The organism is Gilliamella sp. B2923 (assembly GCF_026536565.1).
In the GTDB taxonomy this organism is placed as follows: domain Bacteria; phylum Pseudomonadota; class Gammaproteobacteria; order Enterobacterales; family Orbaceae; genus Gilliamella.
In genome coordinates this window covers 597,966-620,833 of sequence record NZ_JAFNNZ010000001.1, presented here as the reverse complement: position 1 = coordinate 620,833, position 22,868 = coordinate 597,966, and the positions used below count along the sequence as shown (strand labels likewise).

Sequence of the window (22,868 nt, the reverse complement as noted above, 5' to 3'; positions counted from 1 at the left end):
CTGCTTAAAAGTTTTTATAAAAGCGATTGATAGATAGCCAATACATCTTGTTCGGTAATGGGTTTGGGGACATTGTTCATTAACCGTTTTACATTAAGTGCGTTATCAACGAGATAAGGGAGGTCATGGCTTGAAATGTTTAATTGCTGTAATTTAGTCGGCAATCCAAGCCGAACAATTAATTGGCTGAAATAGTCAACTAAAGCATAGGATTTTTCTTCTGTAGTCAGTGCCAACTGCGCATCGGGTAATAAATCGTAAGCTAAGGCAAACTTATCGACAACCGCATCACGCACAAAAGCCATGCAAGGCACAAGTAATATGGCATTGGCCACACCATGGGCAATATGATATTTGCCACCTAGCGGGTAGGACATTGCATGAACTAAATGGGTACCGGCATAAGTAATAGCTGCACCACCATAGTAAGATGCCCAAAGCATGTTGAGCCTTGTGCCAAAATTATCTTTATCCACAACCGACTTTTCGATAGCGGCAAACAATTTCGACAAACCTAGCATCGCATAATTATCACTGACGGCATTGGACAAGTTAGAGGTTAAACACTCAATTAAATGGCACAATGCATCAACACCTGTTGAAGCGGCAACCATTTTGGGCATTGAGCTAGTTAGTTCGGGGGCTAAACAGACATAATCGGGTAGCATTACCGATGAAATAATACCTTGTTTGGTGGCTTTTTCAGGTATGGCTAAAATAGCGTTAGGCGTCGCTTCAGATCCGGTACCGGCAGTAGTTGGAATCAACAATGATGCACAACGCCTTAGCGGTTGCACCCCGTCTAATAGCTGCTTCAAGGTCAAATTGTTATTTGCTATAGTTAAAACTGACACCAATTTAGCCACATCAAGAACACTGCCACCACCCACACCTATTACAAAATCCGCAACAGGAAGCGATAATTTTGCTAAAACGTTGGCAACATCATGTTGGCTAGGCTCTGGCGGGATATCATCAATGCAGGTTACAACCGGTACGATTGTCTTAATTGTTGCAAGCAAAGAGGATACTTGGGGTAAATTAATGACATTTTTATCGGTAATAAAGACAACATGATGATGTGCTTTAAATAACCAATGAAGATCGTTTAAAACCCCCTGCCCACTTAAAATTGTACTATTTATGTGCATAATTCGCTCCCAAAACACAAAATAAAATGAAACATTTAAATCACATTGATTTAATTTAATCATTTAATATTATTTTATGTGCTAATTTTGATCAAACTTAATATTTAAAATTGGGATCATGATCACAATACAATTAAAATGATTACATTCAATCAAAATGTTAGTGTTTTTTAATTGGAAATCGGTATAATTGCAGAAATGACAGATTTTATGATTGGAAATAATCAATGGTTAGATTAATTATTGCTGATGATTTCACCGGATCCAATGATGCCGGTGTGCAACTGGTCAATAAGGGATTAGCGGTAAATGTCGTTTTTGATTGGCAAAATGCTGACTTAGCAAATTCTTTCACACTAAACCTCGGCCAAGACGATAACAACGCGGTCATTGTGGTCAATTCAGAAACTCGTTCAACCTCAGTGATTGAAACCAAAGCAAGAATAAAAAAAGTGTTAGAAAACTTTTCCCACTTTAAACCAATTTATAAAAAAATAGACTCTACTTTACGTGGCAATATTGGTACTGAAATTGAAACATTATTAGACCATAGTGAATACCAAGCAGCACTAGTTATACCTGCTTTTCCGAAGATGAATCGTATCGTCAAAAATGGGCTATGTTATGTTAACGGCGTTGAGTTACAAAACACCGAATTTGCAACCGATCCAAAAACACCAGTGCTATCTTCAAACGTAAAAAATAACATTGACCAGCAAACACGCCTTTTATCTGCACAAATTAATTTAGAAACATTGAGAAATAATCAGCTAAAACAGACGATTGAAAATTTAATCTCTGCAGGTTATAAAATTCTGATAGTAGATAGTGAAACAGACAACGATTTACAGTTGATTTTAGGGCAGTTAAAGCCACTGCTTGATAAGCTATTATTAGTTGGTTCGGCCGGTTTGCTGGATTTTATGCCCAAAGCAAAAGAAGAAAACAAACAGCAAAAAACTAAAACCAGCAACGCACCACTTTTAGTTATTGCCGGTTCAATGAGCGAAATGACTCAACAGCAGATAAGTTACGCAATGGAGAATGGTGGCAGTAATTGGAGACTTTTTACTATCAACATAATTGATTTACTCAACCACTCTATTTCTCACCAATTAACACCTTACCAGACCGAGATTCAAGCGAGTTTAGACTCAGGTCATCACTGTATTGTCAGTACTTGCGCCAGTTATCGTGATCGGTTTGCAATTGATCTGCATTGCCAGCACTACAATCTATCGCGGATTGAGCTTGGTGAAAAGATCGCTACGGCTTTAGGCCAGTTAGTTAACCAATTAAAGTTTGATAATCTTTTTTTAACCGGTGGCGATGTGGCAATATCCGTAGCGAAATCTTTAGGTGCTAAAGGTTTCACTATAGAGGGAGAAGTCTGCCATGGCGTTCCCTATGGCAGATTGATTAGCCAACCCCCACTGACCTACCGAGTATTTACCAAAGCAGGCGGCTTTGGCGCTAAAAATATTTTATTGAAATCATTAGCATTTATTTAAAGGAGGAAAATTGTGTCAAAAATTATTGCTATCACCATGGGCGATCCAGCCGGAATTGGTCCGGAGATCATCATCAAGGCGTTACAATCCGACGTTTTAAAAAACACCCAATCAATTGTTATTGGATCGGTCGATTTGCTAAAAAAACAGTTAAAAATGGGACTATTCAATAATGTTATCATCAACCCCATAGAGCAAGTAACTGATGCCAAATTTAGTGCCAACGTGATTAATGTGATTGACATTGCGTTAGCTGACATTCATGCACTTAAGCCGGGAATAATTCAGCCACAAGCTGGTGATCTGGCATACCGATGTATTAAAAAAGCAACTGAGCTGGCCTTAAATGGTGAGGTATCGGCCATTGCCACCGCACCTTTAAACAAAGAAGCATTGCACGCAGCCGGTCATATGTATCCCGGACATACTGAATTATTAGCTCAATTAACCGATAGTAAAGATGTTGCCATGGTGTTATACACCGAAGCACTTAAAGTTATTCATGTTACAACACATGTATCATTGCAGAAATTTTTAACGACTTTGAGCAGCCAACGAATTGAAAAAGTGATAGGCATTGCCAACGATTTTTTGCAAAAAATTGGTATTGATCAGCCTAAAATAGCGGTTGCCGGTGTTAATCCACATGCAGGAGAACATGGCCTATTTGGTGATGAAGAGATCAAATTTGTGACGCCGGCTATCGAGAAAATGCAACAAATTGGCATAAACGTTGTGGGGCCTTGTGCACCTGACACTGTTTTTTTACAAGCTCATCAAGGGAAGTTTGATATAGTTGTGGCAATGTATCATGATCAAGGACATATTCCACTCAAACTGCTCGGTTTTTATGACGGGGTGAATATTGCAGCCGGCTTACCCTTTATTCGAACATCCGCTGATCATGGCACAGCTTATGATATTGCTTGGCAAGGTGTTGCTAAAGCAGATAGTATGATAGAATCGATTCGCTTAGCAGAGCTATTATCTTAACGACTGATCGATTAATAATGAGGATTAAACGGTGGCAAAATATAATCGACTTGATCAAATCATGGAGTATCTTAAAATTCATAATCTGGTGACAGTCGAACAATTAGTTGTGGCAACAGAAGCTTCACCTGCCACAATTCGTCGTGATCTAATTAAATTAGATCAACAAGGCGTAATAAGCCGTACCCATGGTGGGGTGACCTTAAATAGATTTATTCCTGCGCAACCAACAACTTCTGAAAAGCTACATAAAAGTTTTATCGAAAAACAGCGAATCGCAAAGACCGCAGCCCAGCTTATTAAAGCTGGAGATTCGATCGCTTTAGATGCCGGCACCACAACTCGTGAAATAGCCAAAAGAATTACCCAAATACCCGTTAGAGTTATCACTTCTGATCTGCATATTGCTCTTTTTTTGTCAGAGTTTAAGCAGATTGAAGTGACGATTATTGGCGGTAAAATTGATGACAGCAGCCAATCTTGTATTGGTGAACATGGGCGTTCACTATTGGAGCAAATCAATCCCGATATCGCATTTATTAGTTGTAACTCATGGAGCCTTAATAAAGGCGTTACTGCACCAACTGAAGATAAGGCTTTAATTAAATCTAGCTTTGCCGCTAAAGCCGATCGAGTAATATTGGTCGCCGATAGTAGTAAATATAATTGTCACTCGTTATTTACTGCTATTGCCCTCAATCGCTTTAGCGATATTATTACAGATAGTCACTTAGATGCAGAAACAAAACATCTTTTACAATCACAGCCGTTTAAGTTGCATATTGCAAGTTAATAAGATTTTACTTTAATTTCAATGATATGCTAAATACAATCATGATAAGCGCCATGCTACCGGTCAAAGAGATTTGTAATTAGCAGTAAAACTTGATTAAGCAACAATCTCACTATCTACAAAAAAATAAGCAATTTCTCTTTGAGCGCTTGCCAATGAGTCAGATCCATGGACAGCATTTTCAGTTACACTATCAGCAAAATCGGCACGTAGAGTGCCGGCATTAGCTTTAGATAAATCTGTTGGTCCCATTAGATCACGATAACGCTTAACAGCGTCTTCACTTTCCAGTACCTGCACAATAATTGGGCCGGATGTCATAAATCTAATCAGATTATCAAAAAAAGGTTTTCCTTGATGTTCGCCGTAAAAACCTTCCGCTTGCTCTTTAGTTAATCGAAGCATTTTTAAGGCTACAATTTTGAATTTAGCTTGTGAAATTCTCATTTCGATTTCACCAATTAGGTTTTTTTTCACCGCATTAGGCTTTATGATTGATAGTGTTTTTTCTATTGTCATGTTTCACCAATCCTGTTAATCAAAGGTAAATTTGATTCGAACAATTTGTCCGCTTTCATCTATTACCAGCAATTTATGATTTCCTCGTTTAGTTATCGGTAATGCGATCTTTTCATTACCTTCAGATTGGACAATAAAGTTGCCATCTAAAAACCACGTTTTTTTACCATACCCCCCATCGGAATTTAAATCAATAGTCACTTGAGTTTCACCCGGTAGCGCTCTTATCAATTGATTTTCTTCCAGTCCGTCAACGCTCAGAGGAGAAAATATATCTTGTCCCATAACAGGGCAATTGGGATCAACCGGTGGCAATAGGTTTTCTCTACGTTCTTTCGATAATAACCAGTTATCCAGTGAAACAGGCCATAAGGCTAATGTTTTCTTTTTAGCGCCTTCACAGTCAGAGGCAACACGTTTATTTTCTTCATTGACCCAAATATCTACCCAGCCAGAACGATAAGCACTATTTTTCAGTTGATTTAATGTGGCAAGTGTTGGTGGCACCATATGATTAAGTACAAAAGCTCTTTTTTGTCGGTGACAATTTTCGTCATCAGCAGGCAATGGTTGCCCGATTGGCCAACAAATTGACTCTACCGTCACTGAATCGGGTTGTTTAAACACCGGAAGTGGGCGATTAAGTCGCCTTTCTTTATTAAGCAATAATGAATTTACTTGCAATAAAATCGGTAAGGCTGATACAGAGCCATATTGTCCTAAAACTGGCGTTCCGTCGGGGCGCCCTATCCATACACCCACGATATAGCGTGGGTTAATTCCCACAGCCCAAGCATCACGATAGCCATAACTTGTACCGGTCTTATATACCATTTGTTTGACATTTCCCAGCATTTTCTGGATCATCCATGCACTACCTTCTGAGATAAGCGGACGGCTCGTTAATGGTTCGTTTTGGATAAAACGCAGTGAGCTGGCATTACCTTTTCGAGCAAAAGCACTATAAGCACTCACAAGTTCATCCATTCTCAATGAAGCACCACCCAAAATATAGGAAAGATTAGGAATATTTTCGATTGAGGATAAATTCAAGCCAACAGAAGCTAGTTTACCGGTAAACCGTTTAGGTCCATAGAGTTCTATTAATTGCACTGCTGGCAGATTTAACGATTTTTTAAGTGCTTCAGAAGCGCTAACTGGTCCATAAAAACCGTCATCAAAATTGGTCGGCCGATAATCTGTACTCATACGCGGAACATCTTGCAATAGCGATTCAGAATGGATCATACCTTCATCGATAGCAAAGGCGTACATAAAAGGTTTCAAGGTTGAACCGGGTGAACGTAAAGCACTGATCATATCGACCTGTCCATACCTATTTTGATCATTAAAATCAACAGAGCCGATGTAAGCTTTAACGTTCATATCGGTATGGTCTACAACCAAAATAGCCATTGACGCATTAGGCGGTAACTGTTTTTTGCGGTTAATGACCATATCCTCTAAATTTCTTTGCAATGACAAATCGATAGTTGAATGGATAATTTCATCATTTGGATACTGTCGTGAAAGTCGATAAGCCAATAACGGGGCATTTTTTGGCGCTTCACGAGGTTTAACCCAAACTTCATCTTGTCTAGTTTGCTCGATAATCTCTTTAGGCCATACTTGAAATTCTTCCATACGATCTAAAACTTTATCTCGAGCTTGCTGAGCACGCTCAGGATACCTGTCAGGACGCAATCGACTAGGAGCTTGAGGTAACACCGCAAGTAAAACAGCTTCACTACGACTTAACTTACTTGGTGGTTTGCCAAAATAAGACCAACTGGCCGCACCGATACCTTCGATAGTTCCGCCATAAGGGGCATGGTTTATGTATAAGTTAAGAATCTCTTTTTTACTATAATGTAACTCTAACTGTAGCGTTCGAAAAATCTGCTTAAGTTTGCCCGTTAGCGTGCGATCATGAGGATATAACAATCTGGCTACTTGCATTGAAATCGTGCTACCGCCAGATACGATTCGATTATTGCTGATATTTTGCCAACCAGCACGAAATAAGGATATCGGATTGACACCAAAATGGTTGTAAAAGTGGCGATCTTCATAGTTCAATAGCACATCAAGGTAGTAATCGGGTACTTCTTCAAGAGTGACCGGATAACGCCAAATGCCATTTTCATCAGCAAAGCGCCATAAGGGTGTATTATCTTGCGCAACAACCGTTTGAGTATTTTTCTTAGCTGTTACAGAAATTGGAAAAAGGAAATCTGCAATAAAAAAAACAGCGATTAAAAAAAGGATAAAAAGTACAAAAAACTGAAAAATTTTCTTAAGACGCTTTTTCATTTTTAGCTGTCACATTTAATTAATAAAATTATTTTAATTATAAAAATACCGCCAATTATTATTGGCGGGTATTTAATTGTTTGTATCGTTCAATCACTTCAATTCAGTGATACTGACTGATTATTCAACTTCCGGTTGTTCCGTTTGATCGGATGTAATTGTAATAATTTCCGGTGATTGGCCAATAGCAAATATCGATGGGCGATACATAGACTCAACATATGGATTTGGTACCACAAAATTACCCGGTGTCACTGCTCTTACAAGATATGCGACACGCTTGTGATAAGTATATTGGCCATTACTTGTGTAGCCATCAACATCAACTGCCGCCACATATCTATCATCGCGGAACTCTTGATATTTCACATTACTGCTATCTTCACCATCGAGTAAGTTAGCAAGTTGAGGTAGTGATGATAGATTAATACTGCTATTAGTTAAGTTTTGATTTTCAAGTTCTAAACCAGCAGGTAAGTAATCGATAATCATTGCATCAGGAATATCTTTTTTGCTTGATACTTCTAACACAACCGCCATTAAACTATTTATTTTTAATTCAGAAGGATCAATTTTATTGCCTTTCAAATCATAATAACTACGTTCAATTTTAATCTCATTACCTGTTTCTGTTGGTACAGGTGGAATTTTATTATAACCAGATACCGTCAATTTAACATAAAGCAGTTTATCATTTTCTGTATTGGTTAGGGTTAATCCATCAATGAGATCATCATAGTCATAAGATTTGTTTAAAGTTGAACCCGCATTTTCGGTTTCCGAATTAATTTTAAACGTAAAACTATCTTTACCACTATTTTCCTCAACTGACAGACCTGCAATAAATAAAGCCCCCAATTCTTGCGTTGATAAATAACGATTATCCATGAGTAAATCGGATAAAGTAACAAGATAATCAGAGATATTATTAGAACTTATTTGGTTACTAACTAATAATGCCAATACTAATGCATTATCACGTATTTCACTGCCATAATCTCCAACCCATTCATCTGTATCTTGATAAGAAGTCTTCATTGCTGTTTGAAGCATATCTTCATAGATTGTTTCAAAACCTGCTTTTTTAGCCGCAACAGCTAACTGCAAGACAGGTAAAGGTGATATTACGAAATTCTCGTCGTTTCTTTTGACTTGTTGATACAAAGAATTGATTTCGTTACGCACCGATGAGTCAAGTTGATTTTGTTTAGCTAATACCATTAAGGCATAAGCTTTAATAGCAAGTTGATTATAATGAATGACTTTACGACTACGATAATAATTATCTCTATCATCTATTGATGAGTTGTCATAAACATATTTTTTAAGTTGAGAAACTGCTTTGTCAAGTGGATACCAAGGAACGTCATAGCCTCGTTCTTTCGCTTCCAACAAGAAGTCTGTTGCATACACAGTTAGCCAAAACTCTTCTTCACTTTCACTACTCCACAATCCAAAACCGCCATTATCTCGTTGCATACCTAATATGCGTGAAATGCCTCTTTGAATTTTCGAACGGCGAGTTTCATTTGATTCTGTAGCAATTCCCATTGCTGCAAGAGCGGAGTTATTAGCAAATAAAGAAGGATATAATCCGCTAACGGTTTGCTCTAAACAGCCATAAGGGTATGCATATAACTCTTTAATGTATTGTGCAATATTAAGTGGTGGTGTAGTTGAGACAACCAATTTTGCATCAACTGAATTACTAATCAAATCATTTAAGACATTAGTATCCATTTTCCACTTCTCGCCACTATCAAGTGCAAATACATAATTTATGTTAGTAGGAGAATAACCAGGTCTGACACCGATTGTCCATTGATCATTAGTTTCATATTTATGATTTTCATCACCTATTTGTTTAATATTGGTATTTACAGAAAAATGCCCTAAACCATAATCGGCGGTAACCGGAATGTATATGATATCTTTTTGTAGACTATCAAGTGTCACTTCAGTTGTTTGAGATAAATCCGGGAATATTAACCCATCACTTGAAATGTTTACTTGCAAAGTTTGCTTTTCATCGGTCATATTATGTAACTTCAAAGCTAATAATGCTTTATCGCCACCTGCCATGAATCGCGGTTTAGTTAACTCGACAACAATCGGTGCTGCAATGGTCATAGTTTGTTCAGCTTTACCAAAACGGTCATCATCCCATGCTTGCGCCATAATGCGTAGTTCACCATTAAATTTTGGTAATGGTAAGTCAATTATGCCTTCGCCATTCTCATCAAGTTGAACGGTATCGAGTTGTTGAGCAATAATTTTAACATCATTTAGTGGTTTCTTCTTACTGTTTTCAAATACGGCATCACCACCAAAGCTGAGATTTACATTTCGACCCGAGCCTTCAATTAATCTGCCATAAACATCATAGTAATCAACATCAAAACGTTTACGACCTAAGAAGTAGGCATAAGGATCAGGTGTGGCAAAATTAGTAATATTTAATACACCAGAATCCACTGCTGATACCAGAACAGTTATATTGCTATCTTCCTTAATAAATTGTTTATCCAATTTAATTTTAACCGGAATAGTTTGTTCAGGCTCTGTTTTTGCTGGTAAATCCATAGTAAAAGTTAATTGGCGTTCGCTAGTATCGATAGGTAAATAAAGTAAACCAATTGCACGTTTTACTGTCTGAACTTTACTATCAGTTGTCGGGCGTACGATCATCGCATTAATGTAAACATCATGACGTTCCCAATTTTCAACTGGTATTTCAACCTCAAGCCCTTGTTCATCAATCGTGATATCTTTCTTCCAAATCGTTCCATCATTAGTTTCGAGTGAAATATAGCCCGAACCTGCAACTGGTGCTTGAACATGAACTTTAGCTATATCGCCTGGTTTATAGCCTTTTTTATCAATACTTAATTTCACTTGATCTGGGCGTAAAGCATTTGTACCATCAGTATTATCTTGCCAATCATAGCCTGACCAAAAACGCAAGCTTGATTTCGCACCTGTTTTGTTATCAACAACCTCAATTAAATATGAACCATATTCATTAGGTTGAAAACTTACTCTTGCAACATTATCAGAGGCAATCGATAATTGTTCTTCTTGAACGACAAACTGATTGGTTTTATATTCTTGTCTCCATCCACCATAATTCTCCCAAGACCAATAATAATTACGGCGTTCTCTGATAATGCGTGTGGTAAGATTATTGGTCGCCAATTTTTCACCGTCGGTATTGATGTACGCTATATCAAATTCAGCGGTCTTATCCTTATCTATTGTGTAGCGTTCATTATAACTATCTGATCTATAATTATAATATTCGCTTTTAGAAAACATTGGACGGATAGCTGGCATGTTTTCTGTTGGCCAAACCTGTTGAGTTGCATTACGAGTAACAGGTCGACCGCCAGGATCGAGTAAACTAACTGACACACCAATTAATGTTGGTTCTTTAAAGTCTTCTGATGAAGTCTTTATTACTGTCTCACCATTTGAATCTAATTTTTTTTCTTCATCGAAAAGTTCATCAAAATCTCTATCTTCAATATACTGACCTATTATGAAATCATTTAAACCGGCAAGCTTATCAATTTTTTTCATGTATGCTCTTACTTCAATCGTATTGCCCGAAGTTGGAGCCCCATATAGATAACGACCTTTAATATCAAATTTAACATCTTCATTAGCTAATATAGGTTTAGATGACGACGAATTAATGTCCAAAGCCATTCGTTCCGGCAAAAATTCTTCTACATTAAAATAGGTAATATTTTCTTTATCATCACCTACATTAAATTGAAGCGACCATTTACCGGTTGCTGCATCAAGAGGGATAGTATATTTGAATTGATATAATCCATGGTTATCAGATTGACTTGGTATAGAACCATTCCCAATAGATCGTCCTTCTGGTGTTTTTATTTCAACAACAATTGGTTGATCAGGTAATATCTGACCGTCGGCATTACGCAATAGCGCATTGTAAAAGATTGTTTCACCAGGACGATATAAATCACGAGGACCAAAAACAAAAAGTTGTTTATCCCTATATCGATCACCGGAAAGATTAAAATCCGTCAGATTTAAACCATTAAATCTGACGTCAACAAATGAAATTTGCTGATCATCGCTTGCCGTCAAATAATAATAACTGCTATCTGGCATTGAAATTTCTGCATAACCTTCTGCATCAGTTCTTACAGTGATAGGGCCCTTACTATCATCAATACTATGTAATGTTATTTTAATATTGCCTAATGGTGCTCCATCATCTAGTGCATGGGTCATTACCAGTAGATTTTTATTTGAATACTTATGAACTGAAATACCAATATTACTAATTGAAAAAACAGAGGATGGAGCGGCTCTGACGAGATCGCCAGTCTTAGTCATTATCGCTAAATAGACACCTTCTTCTTTAAGCTCAGGTATATTAGAAATATTAATTAACATATTTTCCTGAACATTTGGTTTAGGATTTAGCTCAAAGCGAGAGGAATAAACTAAATCGAAATATTGTTTCATATAATTAAAATCGTAAGCATCAACAGAAGTTGATAGATTACGGCTGTTCGAAAAAAAAGAGGCGAATTTTTCTGGCTTCACTTTAAAAAAATTAATATCAACTTTATTGACATTCAACGTTGTTACAGGGATTCCACTCATTGATTTACTTGGTAGTAAAATACCTGAACTAGTAAATTTGATGATAGGCTCGCGAGAACTTGTCGTCAAATAAGTTTGATAAACACTTTGTAAATGACTGTCATTGATGCCTGATAGCAATTTATCAATTGTTAATAGTAATCTACGATTTGGTTCTAAATATCGAAGTCTTAATTGCAATCCATCGTTTGATAGTTCCCATGCACCATCAACAGTCCCTTTTTCAGTATCCACTAGTCTTAGTAAATTAGAAAAATTGAGTTGTGGATTAATAGGAACAGAGAAAGTAACGACCAATGTGCTTGAACCATCAATAATTGCTTCAGAAGCATCAATAACTTTCAATTGTTTGCCGTTATACTTTTGAATTAATTCAGATGTAGGCGAAAAATTCGGTTTGTTGGTGGATTGTTGTTCAGTGGGTGCAATAGAACTACTAGCCGACTGCATTTGGGAATTGTTATCGATTGGCTCACTTCCAACATTTTGATTCTGATTGCTATCATCGCAACCGGAAAGAGCCAGAAATACACTAAAAACAGCTAACTTCTTGATAAATTTCATTATTTCACCGTTCCTTAATTATTTTAATTTTCTTTGAATTATATATACTACTTTTTGTATATATTATGCACTGTACTGACCAATAGACAAAGCGCTTTCTAAAAAATTTTGAAAAAAAGAGAATTAATGAATAACCCTTTTGAGATAAAGATTATTTAGAATTCGAATCTTTGAGAGAAAACTCATCTAAATGGGCAAAACATAAGATGAGTTTTTTAGGATTTTTTAATGATTTTTGCGGTTTAAATTCAAGTAAGTTAACTTAATTAAAGCAAAGAATTAAAATTGACTCACTTTAGGCTTCGAAATTAATCTTTTTAAGATCAAATTTAAAATTACACCATAAAGCGGTAAGAAGAATAATCCACAAATCAAAATTTTAAAACTATAGTCAATTGCAGCAATCTCGATCCAATGATTGGCCATAAATTCGTCGCTACTTTGATAAAAGGCAATGGCAAAAAAGACGATAGTATCTATACCATTACCTAACACCGCTGATGCCGAAGGGGCAACCCACCATGCTTTATTTTTACGTAAATAATTAAACACAGTAATATCCATAAGCTGCCCAACCAAATAAGCGGCAAAACTGGCTAATGCTATTCGAAAAACAAAAGTATTAAAATCAGATAAAGCTGAAAATCCCATCCAATGCCCTTCAAAAAACACAACCGAAATGGAATAAGAGAACAGTAATGCCGGTATCATAACAACAAAGATAATTTTTCTGGCAAGACTAGCACCAAATACCCGAATGGTTAAATCGGTGGTTAAAAAGATAAATGGAAAGGTAAATGCTCCCCAAGTGGTATGAAAACCGAAGATATCAAATGGGATTTGTACCAGATAATTGCTTGATGCAATAACTAAAATATGAAAAAAAGAGAGCCAGCAAAGCGCCTTGCGCTGCTGAGCTGAATTAAATTTGTTCTGAAGTGTTTCAGAGTGAATATTCAAATACATATTCGTTTCCTTTTTTAAATGGGGTGAGAGAACCCATAATCTTTAACGTAAAAATGATGTAATTAAGGTTAAAAATGTCGGATAAGCCGAATTTAATTACATCGATATCTAATATTTTTAAATTGTTATAAAAAAATGCTTTTTATATAAAATAAAAGCAATCAACCAACAAATCACGACAATGAATAAGGCATAGATAAAAGAACTGGGATAGTTTCCAAAATATTGCGCTAAAACTTTTGAATACAGAAATTGTCGCAAACTGAGTGAATCAGAATGAAAAACCAGCGTCATTCTACGCGTTATAATCGAAATAATACCGGCGACAACAAAAATGAATAAAGAATTCATGCCAAAGGGGATAAAACAATGAACGGCGTTTTTGTATTTTTTGATATCAATCAACCAAATTAATAAGGCAAATAAGACACAACCTATAGCACAAGTCACCAATACAAATGACGGTGACCAGATTTTTTTATTAATTGGGCAGATAAAACTTAAAATAAACCCTATTATTGAAAAAATTATTCCGTATTTAATCAAGATTTTTATTTTGTCGACATTGACATTAGTTGCAAATATTTGTTTGGCTATACAAAAGCCGATAAGGACTTGAGCAATGGCCGGAAAAGTACTTAATACCCCTTCCGGTTCAAAATACATACCATTATCCAGATACATACGCTCTTGACCCAAAATCATTCTATCGACTTTAGCAATAATGTTGTTATTTTTTTGCTCAAACCCGTCGCCCAAATATAAGATGAAAAAATAAAAGAGTAATATTTGAACGATCAGAACAGGCAAATATTTTCTATCAAAACATAAAATAATAAGAGAAGAAAACAAATAACAGATCGCTAAACGTTGTAAAATGCCCATAATTCGGATTTGATCTATGCAAGACAAAGATTCAACCATCCGCTCATGAAACGGCAGCCAATTAAAATGCTTATACAAAGCAAGAAAACCCGAAAACCAAGCAATGAATAATCCAATAGCAAAAATGATCAGCGTTCTTTTCAAAATTTTAATTAGCAGAATCTTATTAAGCTTAAATTCTAATTTATTTAAGGAAATATAAGTCGACACTCCCATAATAAACATAAATAATGGAAAGATGAGATCGGCAAAAGTCAGCCCGTTCCATTTAGCATGCCTAAGTAAAGGATAAATAGCATTTGGCGACCCGGGATTATTCACTAAAATCATTCCTGCAATGGTCATTCCTCGCAATACATCCAATGAGACTAATCGTTGATGATTGTCAGACATGCATTTCCCCTTTAAATAATGCTATCTAGTGCTATGGGTTAGATACTCATTTAACCCTTTGTCACGTAACTCGCAACTAGGACACTGACCACATCCGCCGTCAACCCCATAATAACAAGTGTGAGTGTGTTGCCGGATATAATCAAGATAACCGAGTTTATCAGCCATTTCCCATGTTTGCGCTTTAGTCAGATACATTAATGGGGTGATGATGTTAAACGTGTAATCCAAGGCTAAATTCATCGAGACATTCATGGATTTAATAAAGATATCTCGACAATCCGGATAACCACTGAAATCGGTTTCACATACGCCAATAATGATATCTTTAATACCTTGCTGTTTGGCATAACACCCGGCTAACAATAAAAATAGCATATTACGCCCGTCAACAAAAGTATTAGGATAATTCCCTTCTTGAGCTGATTTAATCTCTTGCGAGTCATCAATCAAGGCATTATTGGTCGTTTGTTTAATCACTGAAGTGTCAATGACGGTTTGCTTTACACCAAGATCGTCAGCAATCCATTTGGCTTTTTCAAGCTCAATGGCATGTCGTTGACCATATTGAAAGCTGATTGTTTCAACGTTTTCACGCCCATAATCAGCAATTGCTTGCAGTAGGCAAGTGGTTGAATCTTGCCCACCAGAAAATATCACAAGTGCTTTACGATGTTGCATTAAAAATTTCCTGTTAGGATGATGAGATTAACGATTATCGACTTTTTCAGGATAAAGATCGTGATTAGCTAAACGATTAAGCGCAATTTGTTCCCAGTTAGTGCCGGGTTTACCGTAATTTGCATATGGATCGATAGAAATACCGCCACGAGGTGTAAATTTACCCCAGACTTCAATGTATTTTGGATCCATTAATTTAATCAAATCTTTCATGATGATATTAATACAATCTTCATGATAATCACCATGATTACGGAAGCTGAATAAATAGAGCTTAAGTGATTTACTTTCGACCATTTTAATATTCGGCACATACGAAATATAAATCGTCGCAAAATCAGGTTGACCTGTGATAGGACAAAGGCTGGTAAATTCCGGGCAATTAAATTTAACAAAATAGTCATTACCGGGATGTTTATTGTCAAACGTTTCGAGAATTTCCGGACAATAGGTAGTTGGATAGCGAACAGACTGATCGCCTAGTAGTGTAACGTTACTCATAATTTTCCTTAGTTTTTTTGCGTGGGAGGTTTACGAACCACGTGATAAGGCGCACACCTTACCTTTTTTTGTTCTAAAAGTCCAGCCTGCTTGTGAATAACTAACCATAACGGTGTGAAGGCAAATTACACTGGATTTAAATTAAACTGGATTTACATAGAAAACGCCGTCATTTTGCTTATTCAATATCAATGCGTATTAAGTTAATGAGTTGTCATCATAAGCAAAATAACTCACATAGTTACTCTGCTTAGGATGACTAATTTGTAGGATAATAGAGATTAAAGCTTGCAAAAATAGCGTTTATTTTGATTTCAGTTCTTTGTAAAAATTGTCTAATTTGTCTTTAGCTTGCGCTAACTCTTTTTCAGCATCATTTAATTTCGAGGTTTTTTGGGCAATTTTTTGCTCATCGCCTTTGAGTTTTGCTTCAGCTAAATCTTTTTGTCGTTCGGCAACTTTTTCAGTTTTTTCATTAATATCTTTTTTATATTCGGCCTCTAAACTATCATCATTACAATGCATTTTGACATTTAATAATGCTTTTTCTAATCCTTGAACAGGCTCAAGATTAGCGGTTTTTTGTGCCTCAGCAATTTGCGCTTCAATCGCCTCTTTTTTGCCGGCACAAGTCTGCCCTTGATGATCATCAACGTTTGCTGCACAAACACCTAGGGTAAGTGTTGTTAAAAATGAAAGCAGTGTAAACTTACTTACAGACGACTTAATTATTGATTTCATAATGTTTCCTCTTAAGTTTATTTTCTTAACTGCACACAATCCACTTGGTGATTCTTACCTTTTGTTAAAATTAAACTGGCTCTTTCACGAGTCGGTAAAATATTTTCAATTAAATTTAATTCATTAATCTCGTGCCAAAGCCGGTTGGCAATATTAATCGCTTCTTGTTCCGGGAGCTGAGAATAGTGATTAAAATAAGAGTTAGGATCACTAAATGCCCCTGCTCTGAATTTTAAAAATCGATTGACATACCAATCATGTAAAAGCGACAACTCCGCATCGACATAGATCGAAAAATCCACATAATCAGAAACAAATACTCGATTATTCGCTTGCGGATAGTTAATGGTGCCTTGTAACACGTTTAAACCTTCTAAAATGAGAATATCTGGGCTATCAACAATAATCTCTTCGTTTTCAACAATATCGTAAACTAAATGTGAATAAACCGGCGCTTTAACTTTCGCTTGACCGGATTTTACATCGGCCACAAAGTTGATCAGCTTTTTAATATCATACGATTGCGGAAAGCCTTTTTTATTCATAATACCTCGTTCTTCGAGATATTTATTGGGATATAAAAATCCATCAGTAGTCACTAATGCCACTTTTCGATGTTCAGGCCAACGTGTTAACAGCGCTTGTAATACGCGCGCTGTCGTACTTTTCCCTACAGCTACACTACCGGCAATGCTAATGACATAAGGTATTTTTTGGCTTTTACCTAAAAATTTGGCCAATACTGCCTGTCGACTAAAACAGTTGTTAATATAATAATTGAGCAATCTGGATAAAGGTAAATAGATTTCACTTACTTCATCCATAGATAGATCTTCATTAATCCCTTGTAAGGAGCTTAGCTCGGTTGAGCTTAAAGTCATTGGTACCGCATTACGCAAGCTTGCCCACTCTTGACGGCTAAATTGCATATAAGGGCTCAAATGATTGTTCATGTTATATTCTCACTGCTTCACACTAACAAATTATTGGGCTCAGATTATACACAATTGCCATGTTTTACAATCAGAATTTCACTTAGCGTGTTCATCATAGCTATATTCATCAGTTACTGTTAAAATATAGCAGGTAAATATTTAGTCAAATTAGACAGAGATTGTATGTTAAAAAATAAATCGAAACAAAAACCCAAAAAAACGCGTCAAGAGATTAATGAAGCATCTCGTGAATTGAAGCGTAAACGCAAACACAAAGGGTTACCGAGCGGCTCACGCTTTAATGGCGATAGTGACAATCGCCAAAAAAAGGCAAACTCAGTTAGTCAAGACCCTCGAATAGGCAGTAAAAAACCGATATCATTAGTGGTTGAACCACAAGCAACCCACACTCCGGCTGTTAAACAATCTAAGCCTGTTAAGCAAACCTTAACACCACAGCAAGAGCTAGAACAGTTGGAAAATGATCCAAAACTTGATCAGCTACTCGATCTGGTTGAACAAGATCATAAGCTAACTGCCGAACAGCAAAATTATCTGGATAAGCAGTTAAATCGTATCGATCAATTGATGCAAGAGCTTGGTTATACCGACGAAGATTTTGACGAATTTGAAGACGAGCTAGACAAGAAAGAAGATATAGTCAGTTTGTTAAAGCGCAATTAATTCATCTTAACCATTTTTCAATTAAGTTGTAATATAATCAATATTATTGGGTAGAATATAATGACGGTTAATTATATTCTACCTGTTAATTACACCTTAAATAGGTATTTTGATTATGAATAAATTTATTCCGGTGAGCCAATCATAATGCCAATGTTAATTATGTTAAGTTTATATTTTGGGTTACTTATTTGCGTGTTATTATTTTTACATAAGACCAATCGAATCAAAATGAAAACCAGATCAAAGACAAAATATAAAGCCACTGAAAAAGGTTATAAAAAAAGCAATGTCAAATTCAGGTTTAAATCAAAATAATCCCACGCAAACTCAGTTATGGGATCAAGCGTTAATTGAAAAATACAATTATTCCGGCCCACGTTATACCTCTTATCCAACGGCGCTCGAGTTTAATGAGAGTTTCAATGAGCAAGATTTTATCACCGCAGCGACACGCTATCATGATCGCCCATTATCGCTCTATATCCATATTCCGTTTTGCCATAAACTTTGTTATTTTTGCGGATGCAACAAGCTCATCACCCGGCAAACACACAAAGTTACCCAATATTTAGATGCGCTTGATGTAGAGATCGAAAGTCGTGCCCCGCTATTTAAAAACCGCACCGTATCACAAATGCACTGGGGAGGCGGCACCCCTACCTTTTTAACCGATGAGGAAATAGCACGACTTATGGCATCGCTTAAGCAGCATTTTCATTTTGCTGATGATGCCGAGCTATCGATTGAAATCGATCCACGTGAAATAACGCCCGATACAATCGACCATTTAGCTAATTTAGGCTTTAACCGATTAAGTATGGGAATTCAAGATTTTAATCATGAAATCCAAAATTTAATCAATCGTGAACAGGACGAAAACTTAATTCGTCAATTGATAAAACAAGCACGTAAAAACCATTTTGCTTCAATCAGTTTAGATTTGATTTATGGTTTACCCAAACAGACGGTTGCAAGTTTTACCGAAACGTTAAATAAAGTGATTGATATCTCGCCGGACAGACTAAGCGTATTTAATTATGCTCATTTACCTTCACGCTTTGCCGCTCAACGTAAAATTAAAGACTATGATCTGCCGAATGCAAGCGAAAAACTGCAAATCTTACAAACCAGTATTGAAAAATTAACGCAATCAGGTTACCAATTTATTGGTATGGATCACTTTGCTAAACCGAGCGACGAACTCGCCATTGCCCAACAACAAAATAAACTCCACCGTAATTTTCAAGGCTATACCACACAAGGAGAAGCTGACTTATTAGGACTTGGGGTATCGGCGATTAGTATGCTTGGCGATAGTTATGCGCAAAATCAAAAAGATCTCAAGATTTATCAAAATCAGATTGCTACAAAAGGTAATGGTTTATGGAAAGGGTTTAATTTAAGCCTTGATGATAAGATCCGCCGTGATGTTATTAAGCAACTCATTTGCCATTTTTACTTAGATAAAACCACTATTGAGCAACAATATCATATTGTATTTGATGACTATTTTGCTCAAGATCTCGCTTTGTTAAAACCGCTTGAAAACGACGGCTTAGTCACCATTCGTCAACATGTTATTAAAGTGCAGCCAAAAGGTCATTTATTGATTCGCAATATCTGTATGTGCTTTGATACCTATATGCGCCGTATGGCTCGTCAGCAACAGTTTTCAAGGGTGATTTAACGTTAGACAGAGTAATTTTAGATAGCCTTATCATTGCAACACAGCAGTAGGTAAAGCATGACAGCCCAAATTGTTATCTACTGAAGATTTCGGTTTTAGATTTGTTGCTGAATCTTTTCCCTACTTTCTCCAATTGCCTTTAGTGCTAATATCAATCGAGAAAATTGACCAATTGTTGCTTTGATTAAATTGACTTTCAATCAAAGCAACATACCTTCTTAGTGACTGGCTAAATAGACTTTAAATTTAGTTGTTTGTGCAATCAATTCAACACTTTTAAACGTTTCATCTAAAATGGCTTGATACGGTAAAAATGAGTTTGCCACAATACATAGATAGCCATTAAGTTTAAGATGTTTTTTAGCTTCTTTAATCAAGGTATTAACAGCGGTATAGCTGGTCTCCTTGCCGTCATGGAAAGGCGGATTAGAAATAATCAGATGATACTTATCCGTTAAATTGGAAAAGACATCACTCGCCACCACTGTTCCTTTAAGCTGATTTGCAGCTAACGTCGCATTGCTTGAAGCAAGCGCTGCACTACTGACATCAGATAACGTTAAATCAACGTCCGGATTGAGTTTGCCGATGACGGTTGATAAGATCCCCGATCCGCACCCAACATCCAATACTTGACCTTTGACAATATCTTGCCGGTCAAGCAGTGCATTTAGCAGTAATTCACTTCCGGCATCTAACCCTTTTTGGCTAAACACGCCCGGCAAACTTTTTACTTCAATATCATGATTATCAATGGTTAAATGATAAGTTAACCACCATTGGCTAAGCTCGAATGCTAACCGGCTTTCAGCTTGAAAATGGTACAAGCCACAGCGCCTTGCGCTATCAATTTTTTGGATTGTGCCAAAATCGGCCAACAGTGCTTCAACACTTTTTACACCTGTTCTGTTCTCACCGACGATAAAAATATCGCTGCCTTTAGGCATATTATGCAATAAATAAGAGAGCTGAAACTGGGCTTCACTTTTGGTTTTTGGCCAATAATAGATTAGTGTATCCATGCCAACATAAAACTCAGCTTCGGGCAGTAATGAGAAGCTGACCTGTGCACGATGACTATTTTTTAAACGCAAATAAGTATGAAACTGCGTGCAATGAATTTTGACCTGTTTAGCGGATAAAACAGTTGGGTAGCTATCTTGAATATCGCCAGCGATGATCACATTTTTATCGTTAAAAAATGTTTGATGTCGTTCAATAACCTGACTGGCGGGAGTGTAAGCAGATGTTGCCATATTACCTCAATGAAAAAACCTTTATAATTTTAGTGGATGATTATACAATTAAGCCCTCTTAATCTCTAACAAAAAAACCGTAATTGATAATGACTGAACAAGATTGGTATCTGCAACAATGCCAAATTACGCAGTACGTTTTGCGTAAACCAACTGTTTTTAAAGGCGAAATGGCAACACAGATTAGCGACCAAATCCGTTTAATTGTGGTTGCCGAACAAAAACCGATGCAGAAAATCTATTTTGACATTTTAAGAGCCATTAATCTTGACCAAGACCAAGTATTGGTGCTCACTCCTGCGCAGTTAATCGTATCGCCTGATGAAATCAAACAAGTGGTTTGGTTTATTGATACACAACCGGATGAGCGCTGGCAAAATCAGTTAATTATCACAACCACCAGTTTAGAGACACTTGCTAATGCACCACAACAAAAACGCCAACTATGGCATCAATTATGTCAATATGAAGACTATTTCCACCCTAACTGAAGCTGATTTAGACGAGGCGTTTGCTTTAGAAAAGCGTTGTCATGCTATTGCATGGTCACAACAGACGTTTTTTTCGAATCAAGGAGAGCGCTATTTAAATTTTAAAATCACTATCGATAATAAAATTGTTGGTTTTTGTATTTGCCAACAGGTGGCCGATGAAGCGAATTTATTTAATATTGCTGTTGATCCTGATTACAGAAATCAAGGATTTGCTAAAGCACTACTTAGCCACTTAATTGATCAGTTAATGGCAATAACAACCCCAATGCCAATTTCAACCCTTTGGTTGGAAGTCAGACAATCAAATACCGCTGCCATTAATTTATATTATTCACTGGGCTTTAACCAAATAACTATTCGCAAAAATTATTATCCAACCACTGATGGTAAGCAAGAAGATGCCATAATCATGGCATATACATTAGCCCTATAAGGCGTTCAAGGAGGGTTTGATGAAAAAACAGCAGGCATTACTTTTTGTTAATGGTGAGCCGCCAGAGCATTACCCTATAGATCTTCAAAACTATCAATATATTGCTTGTACTGACGGCGCTTACCATAATTATCTGTCGCAAACAGCAATCATCCCCGATTTTATTATTGGTGATTTAGATAGTTTTGATGCTAAGGGCTCCGTGCCTTGCACAACCCAAATTATTCATACTCCCGATCAAAATAAGACTGATTTTGAAAAAGCGATCTTATTTCTTGCCGATAAAGGTATAACAACCTTTACGGTATACGGCGCTGCCGGGCGCAGCAGTGACCATTTTTTAGGTAATTTATCGGTGGCGCTGCAATATCATCAGCAGTTTAATATCACTTTTTATGACAATAGTTGTCACTTCTTTTTTGCCAAATCCGGACAAACAATTCATAAAGTAAAAGATCGGATTATTTCCTTACTGCCATTTTGCCAAGCGACCGGGGTGAGTGTGACCGGTGTTGCCTATCCATTAATCAATCAAAATTTAACTTTTGGTGGGTTGGTGAGTGTACGCAATAAAGCCATTTCAGACGTAGTTGAAGTTGTTATTGAAACAGGTACGTTACTAATTTTTATTGAAAATTTTTACTTAAGCAATTGACAATAACATTTACACTACTTTACAATATACTTACAATATATATAATTTATTATCAATTAAGGGTTT

19 protein-coding genes and 1 riboswitch are annotated in these 22,868 nt (G+C 36.6%); of the genes, 8 read left to right on the top strand and 11 right to left on the bottom strand.

Annotated features, from left to right (window positions below; translation table 11 throughout):
- Positions 1-14 precede the first annotated feature (14 nt).
- Positions 15-1,151, bottom strand: a complete 1,137-nt coding sequence (locus tag J3U42_RS02655) for an iron-containing alcohol dehydrogenase (RefSeq protein WP_267335375.1) — start codon at positions 1,149-1,151, stop codon at positions 15-17.
- 227 nt (positions 1,152-1,378) lie between these two features.
- Between J3U42_RS02655 and J3U42_RS02650 the strand changes: the two genes are divergently transcribed.
- Genes J3U42_RS02650 through J3U42_RS02640 form a run of 3 tightly spaced genes read left to right on the top strand, consistent with a single transcriptional unit; the run spans position 1,379 to position 4,448 of the window.
- Positions 1,379-2,662 (top strand): four-carbon acid sugar kinase family protein, encoded by a 1,284-nt coding sequence (locus J3U42_RS02650; protein ID WP_267335373.1) that lies wholly within the window; start codon positions 1,379-1,381, stop codon positions 2,660-2,662.
- Between the two features lie 12 nt (positions 2,663-2,674).
- Positions 2,675-3,655, top strand: coding sequence for a 4-hydroxythreonine-4-phosphate dehydrogenase PdxA (gene pdxA, locus J3U42_RS02645; RefSeq protein WP_267335371.1), 981 nt, complete (start codon positions 2,675-2,677; stop codon positions 3,653-3,655).
- Positions 3,656-3,686: 31 nt separating this feature from the next.
- A complete protein-coding gene (locus J3U42_RS02640) occupies positions 3,687-4,448 on the top strand; it encodes a DeoR/GlpR family DNA-binding transcription regulator (protein ID WP_220217680.1) in 762 nt (253 codons plus the stop codon).
- Between the two features lie 96 nt (positions 4,449-4,544).
- Here J3U42_RS02640 and ndk read toward each other — a convergent pair whose 3' ends face one another.
- From ndk to coaA, 9 genes are all read right to left on the bottom strand, one after another.
- Positions 4,545-4,967 carry a nucleoside-diphosphate kinase gene (gene ndk, locus J3U42_RS02635; protein ID WP_220217681.1) on the bottom strand — a complete coding sequence of 141 codons (423 nt, stop codon included), beginning with the start codon at positions 4,965-4,967 and terminating at the stop codon, positions 4,545-4,547.
- Positions 4,968-4,982: 15 nt separating this feature from the next.
- Complete coding sequence (gene pbpC / locus J3U42_RS02630) at positions 4,983-7,280, bottom strand: penicillin-binding protein 1C (protein ID WP_267335369.1); 2,298 nt, start codon at positions 7,278-7,280, stop codon at positions 4,983-4,985.
- 120 nt (positions 7,281-7,400) lie between these two features.
- Positions 7,401-12,488, bottom strand: a complete 5,088-nt coding sequence (locus J3U42_RS02625; protein ID WP_267335367.1) for an alpha-2-macroglobulin family protein — start codon at positions 12,486-12,488, stop codon at positions 7,401-7,403.
- Between the two features lie 279 nt (positions 12,489-12,767).
- Entirely contained in the window at positions 12,768-13,454 is a 687-nt protein-coding gene (locus J3U42_RS02620) for a 7-cyano-7-deazaguanine/7-aminomethyl-7-deazaguanine transporter (RefSeq protein WP_220217684.1), read from the bottom strand.
- 117 nt (positions 13,455-13,571) lie between these two features.
- On the bottom strand, positions 13,572-14,732 hold the full coding sequence (locus J3U42_RS02615) for an acyltransferase family protein (protein ID WP_267335365.1): 1,161 nt from the start codon (positions 14,730-14,732) through the stop codon (positions 13,572-13,574).
- A 21-nt stretch (positions 14,733-14,753) separates the two neighbouring features.
- Positions 14,754-15,413, bottom strand: coding sequence for a 7-cyano-7-deazaguanine synthase QueC (gene queC / locus J3U42_RS02610; RefSeq protein ID WP_267335363.1), 660 nt, complete (start codon positions 15,411-15,413; stop codon positions 14,754-14,756).
- A gap of 27 nt (positions 15,414-15,440) precedes the next feature.
- On the bottom strand, positions 15,441-15,914 hold the full coding sequence (gene queF, locus J3U42_RS02605; protein WP_220217687.1) for a preQ(1) synthase: 474 nt from the start codon (positions 15,912-15,914) through the stop codon (positions 15,441-15,443).
- Between the two features lie 2 nt (positions 15,915-15,916).
- A riboswitch (PreQ1 riboswitch) is annotated at positions 15,917-15,961 on the bottom strand.
- 256 nt (positions 15,962-16,217) lie between these two features.
- Positions 16,218-16,655 (bottom strand): DUF1090 domain-containing protein, encoded by a 438-nt coding sequence (locus tag J3U42_RS02600; RefSeq protein ID WP_267335361.1) that lies wholly within the window; start codon positions 16,653-16,655, stop codon positions 16,218-16,220.
- A gap of 17 nt (positions 16,656-16,672) precedes the next feature.
- Positions 16,673-17,608 (bottom strand): type I pantothenate kinase, encoded by a 936-nt coding sequence (gene coaA, locus J3U42_RS02595; protein ID WP_220217689.1) that lies wholly within the window; start codon positions 17,606-17,608, stop codon positions 16,673-16,675.
- A 165-nt stretch (positions 17,609-17,773) separates the two neighbouring features.
- On the opposite strand from coaA, the gene yihI reads away from it, so the two are divergent.
- On the top strand, positions 17,774-18,274 hold the full coding sequence (yihI, locus tag J3U42_RS02590; RefSeq protein WP_220217690.1) for a Der GTPase-activating protein YihI: 501 nt from the start codon (positions 17,774-17,776) through the stop codon (positions 18,272-18,274).
- Between the two features lie 289 nt (positions 18,275-18,563).
- Positions 18,564-19,964 carry an oxygen-independent coproporphyrinogen III oxidase gene (gene hemN, locus J3U42_RS02585; protein WP_267335360.1) on the top strand — a complete coding sequence of 467 codons (1,401 nt, stop codon included), beginning with the start codon at positions 18,564-18,566 and terminating at the stop codon, positions 19,962-19,964.
- A gap of 218 nt (positions 19,965-20,182) precedes the next feature.
- Here the strand turns inward: hemN and rsmC are convergent, their stop codons facing one another.
- Positions 20,183-21,220, bottom strand: a complete 1,038-nt coding sequence (gene rsmC, locus J3U42_RS02580) for a 16S rRNA (guanine(1207)-N(2))-methyltransferase RsmC (protein ID WP_267335359.1) — start codon at positions 21,218-21,220, stop codon at positions 20,183-20,185.
- A gap of 89 nt (positions 21,221-21,309) precedes the next feature.
- On the opposite strand from rsmC, the gene J3U42_RS02575 reads away from it, so the two are divergent.
- The 3 genes from J3U42_RS02575 to J3U42_RS02565 are packed head-to-tail and all read left to right on the top strand — an operon-like array spanning position 21,310 to position 22,802.
- Complete coding sequence (locus J3U42_RS02575; protein WP_267335358.1) at positions 21,310-21,711, top strand: DNA polymerase III subunit psi; 402 nt, start codon at positions 21,310-21,312, stop codon at positions 21,709-21,711.
- Positions 21,686-22,147 carry a ribosomal protein S18-alanine N-acetyltransferase gene (gene rimI, locus J3U42_RS02570; protein ID WP_267335356.1) on the top strand — a complete coding sequence of 154 codons (462 nt, stop codon included), beginning with the start codon at positions 21,686-21,688 and terminating at the stop codon, positions 22,145-22,147. Before J3U42_RS02575 ends, rimI begins: the two co-directional genes overlap by 26 nt.
- 19 nt (positions 22,148-22,166) lie before the next feature.
- Complete coding sequence (locus tag J3U42_RS02565; RefSeq protein ID WP_267335354.1) at positions 22,167-22,802, top strand: thiamine diphosphokinase; 636 nt, start codon at positions 22,167-22,169, stop codon at positions 22,800-22,802.
- Positions 22,803-22,868: the final 66 nt, after the last annotated feature.

Coding starts and splice junctions, on each gene's coding strand:
- J3U42_RS02600 (WP_267335361.1), bottom strand. CDS start 16,655: ATGAAATCAATAATTAAGTCGTCTGTAAGTAAGTTTACACTGCTTTCA.
- coaA (WP_220217689.1), bottom strand. CDS start 17,608: ATGAACAATCATTTGAGCCCTTATATGCAATTTAGCCGTCAAGAGTGG.
- J3U42_RS02620 (WP_220217684.1), bottom strand. CDS start 13,454: ATGTATTTGAATATTCACTCTGAAACACTTCAGAACAAATTTAATTCA.
- queC (WP_267335363.1), bottom strand. CDS start 15,413: ATGCAACATCGTAAAGCACTTGTGATATTTTCTGGTGGGCAAGATTCA.
- rimI (WP_267335356.1), top strand. CDS start 21,686: ATGAAGACTATTTCCACCCTAACTGAAGCTGATTTAGACGAGGCGTTT.
- rsmC (WP_267335359.1), bottom strand. CDS start 21,220: ATGGCAACATCTGCTTACACTCCCGCCAGTCAGGTTATTGAACGACAT.
- hemN (WP_267335360.1), top strand. CDS start 18,564: ATGTCAAATTCAGGTTTAAATCAAAATAATCCCACGCAAACTCAGTTA.
- queF (WP_220217687.1), bottom strand. CDS start 15,914: ATGAGTAACGTTACACTACTAGGCGATCAGTCTGTTCGCTATCCAACT.
- J3U42_RS02650 (WP_267335373.1), top strand. CDS start 1,379: ATGGTTAGATTAATTATTGCTGATGATTTCACCGGATCCAATGATGCC.
- ndk (WP_220217681.1), bottom strand. CDS start 4,967: ATGACAATAGAAAAAACACTATCAATCATAAAGCCTAATGCGGTGAAA.
- J3U42_RS02575 (WP_267335358.1), top strand. CDS start 21,310: ATGACTGAACAAGATTGGTATCTGCAACAATGCCAAATTACGCAGTAC.
- J3U42_RS02655 (WP_267335375.1), bottom strand. CDS start 1,151: ATGCACATAAATAGTACAATTTTAAGTGGGCAGGGGGTTTTAAACGAT.
- J3U42_RS02625 (WP_267335367.1), bottom strand. CDS start 12,488: ATGAAATTTATCAAGAAGTTAGCTGTTTTTAGTGTATTTCTGGCTCTT.
- pbpC (WP_267335369.1), bottom strand. CDS start 7,280: ATGAAAAAGCGTCTTAAGAAAATTTTTCAGTTTTTTGTACTTTTTATC.
- yihI (WP_220217690.1), top strand. CDS start 17,774: ATGTTAAAAAATAAATCGAAACAAAAACCCAAAAAAACGCGTCAAGAG.
- J3U42_RS02615 (WP_267335365.1), bottom strand. CDS start 14,732: ATGTCTGACAATCATCAACGATTAGTCTCATTGGATGTATTGCGAGGA.
- J3U42_RS02565 (WP_267335354.1), top strand. CDS start 22,167: ATGAAAAAACAGCAGGCATTACTTTTTGTTAATGGTGAGCCGCCAGAG.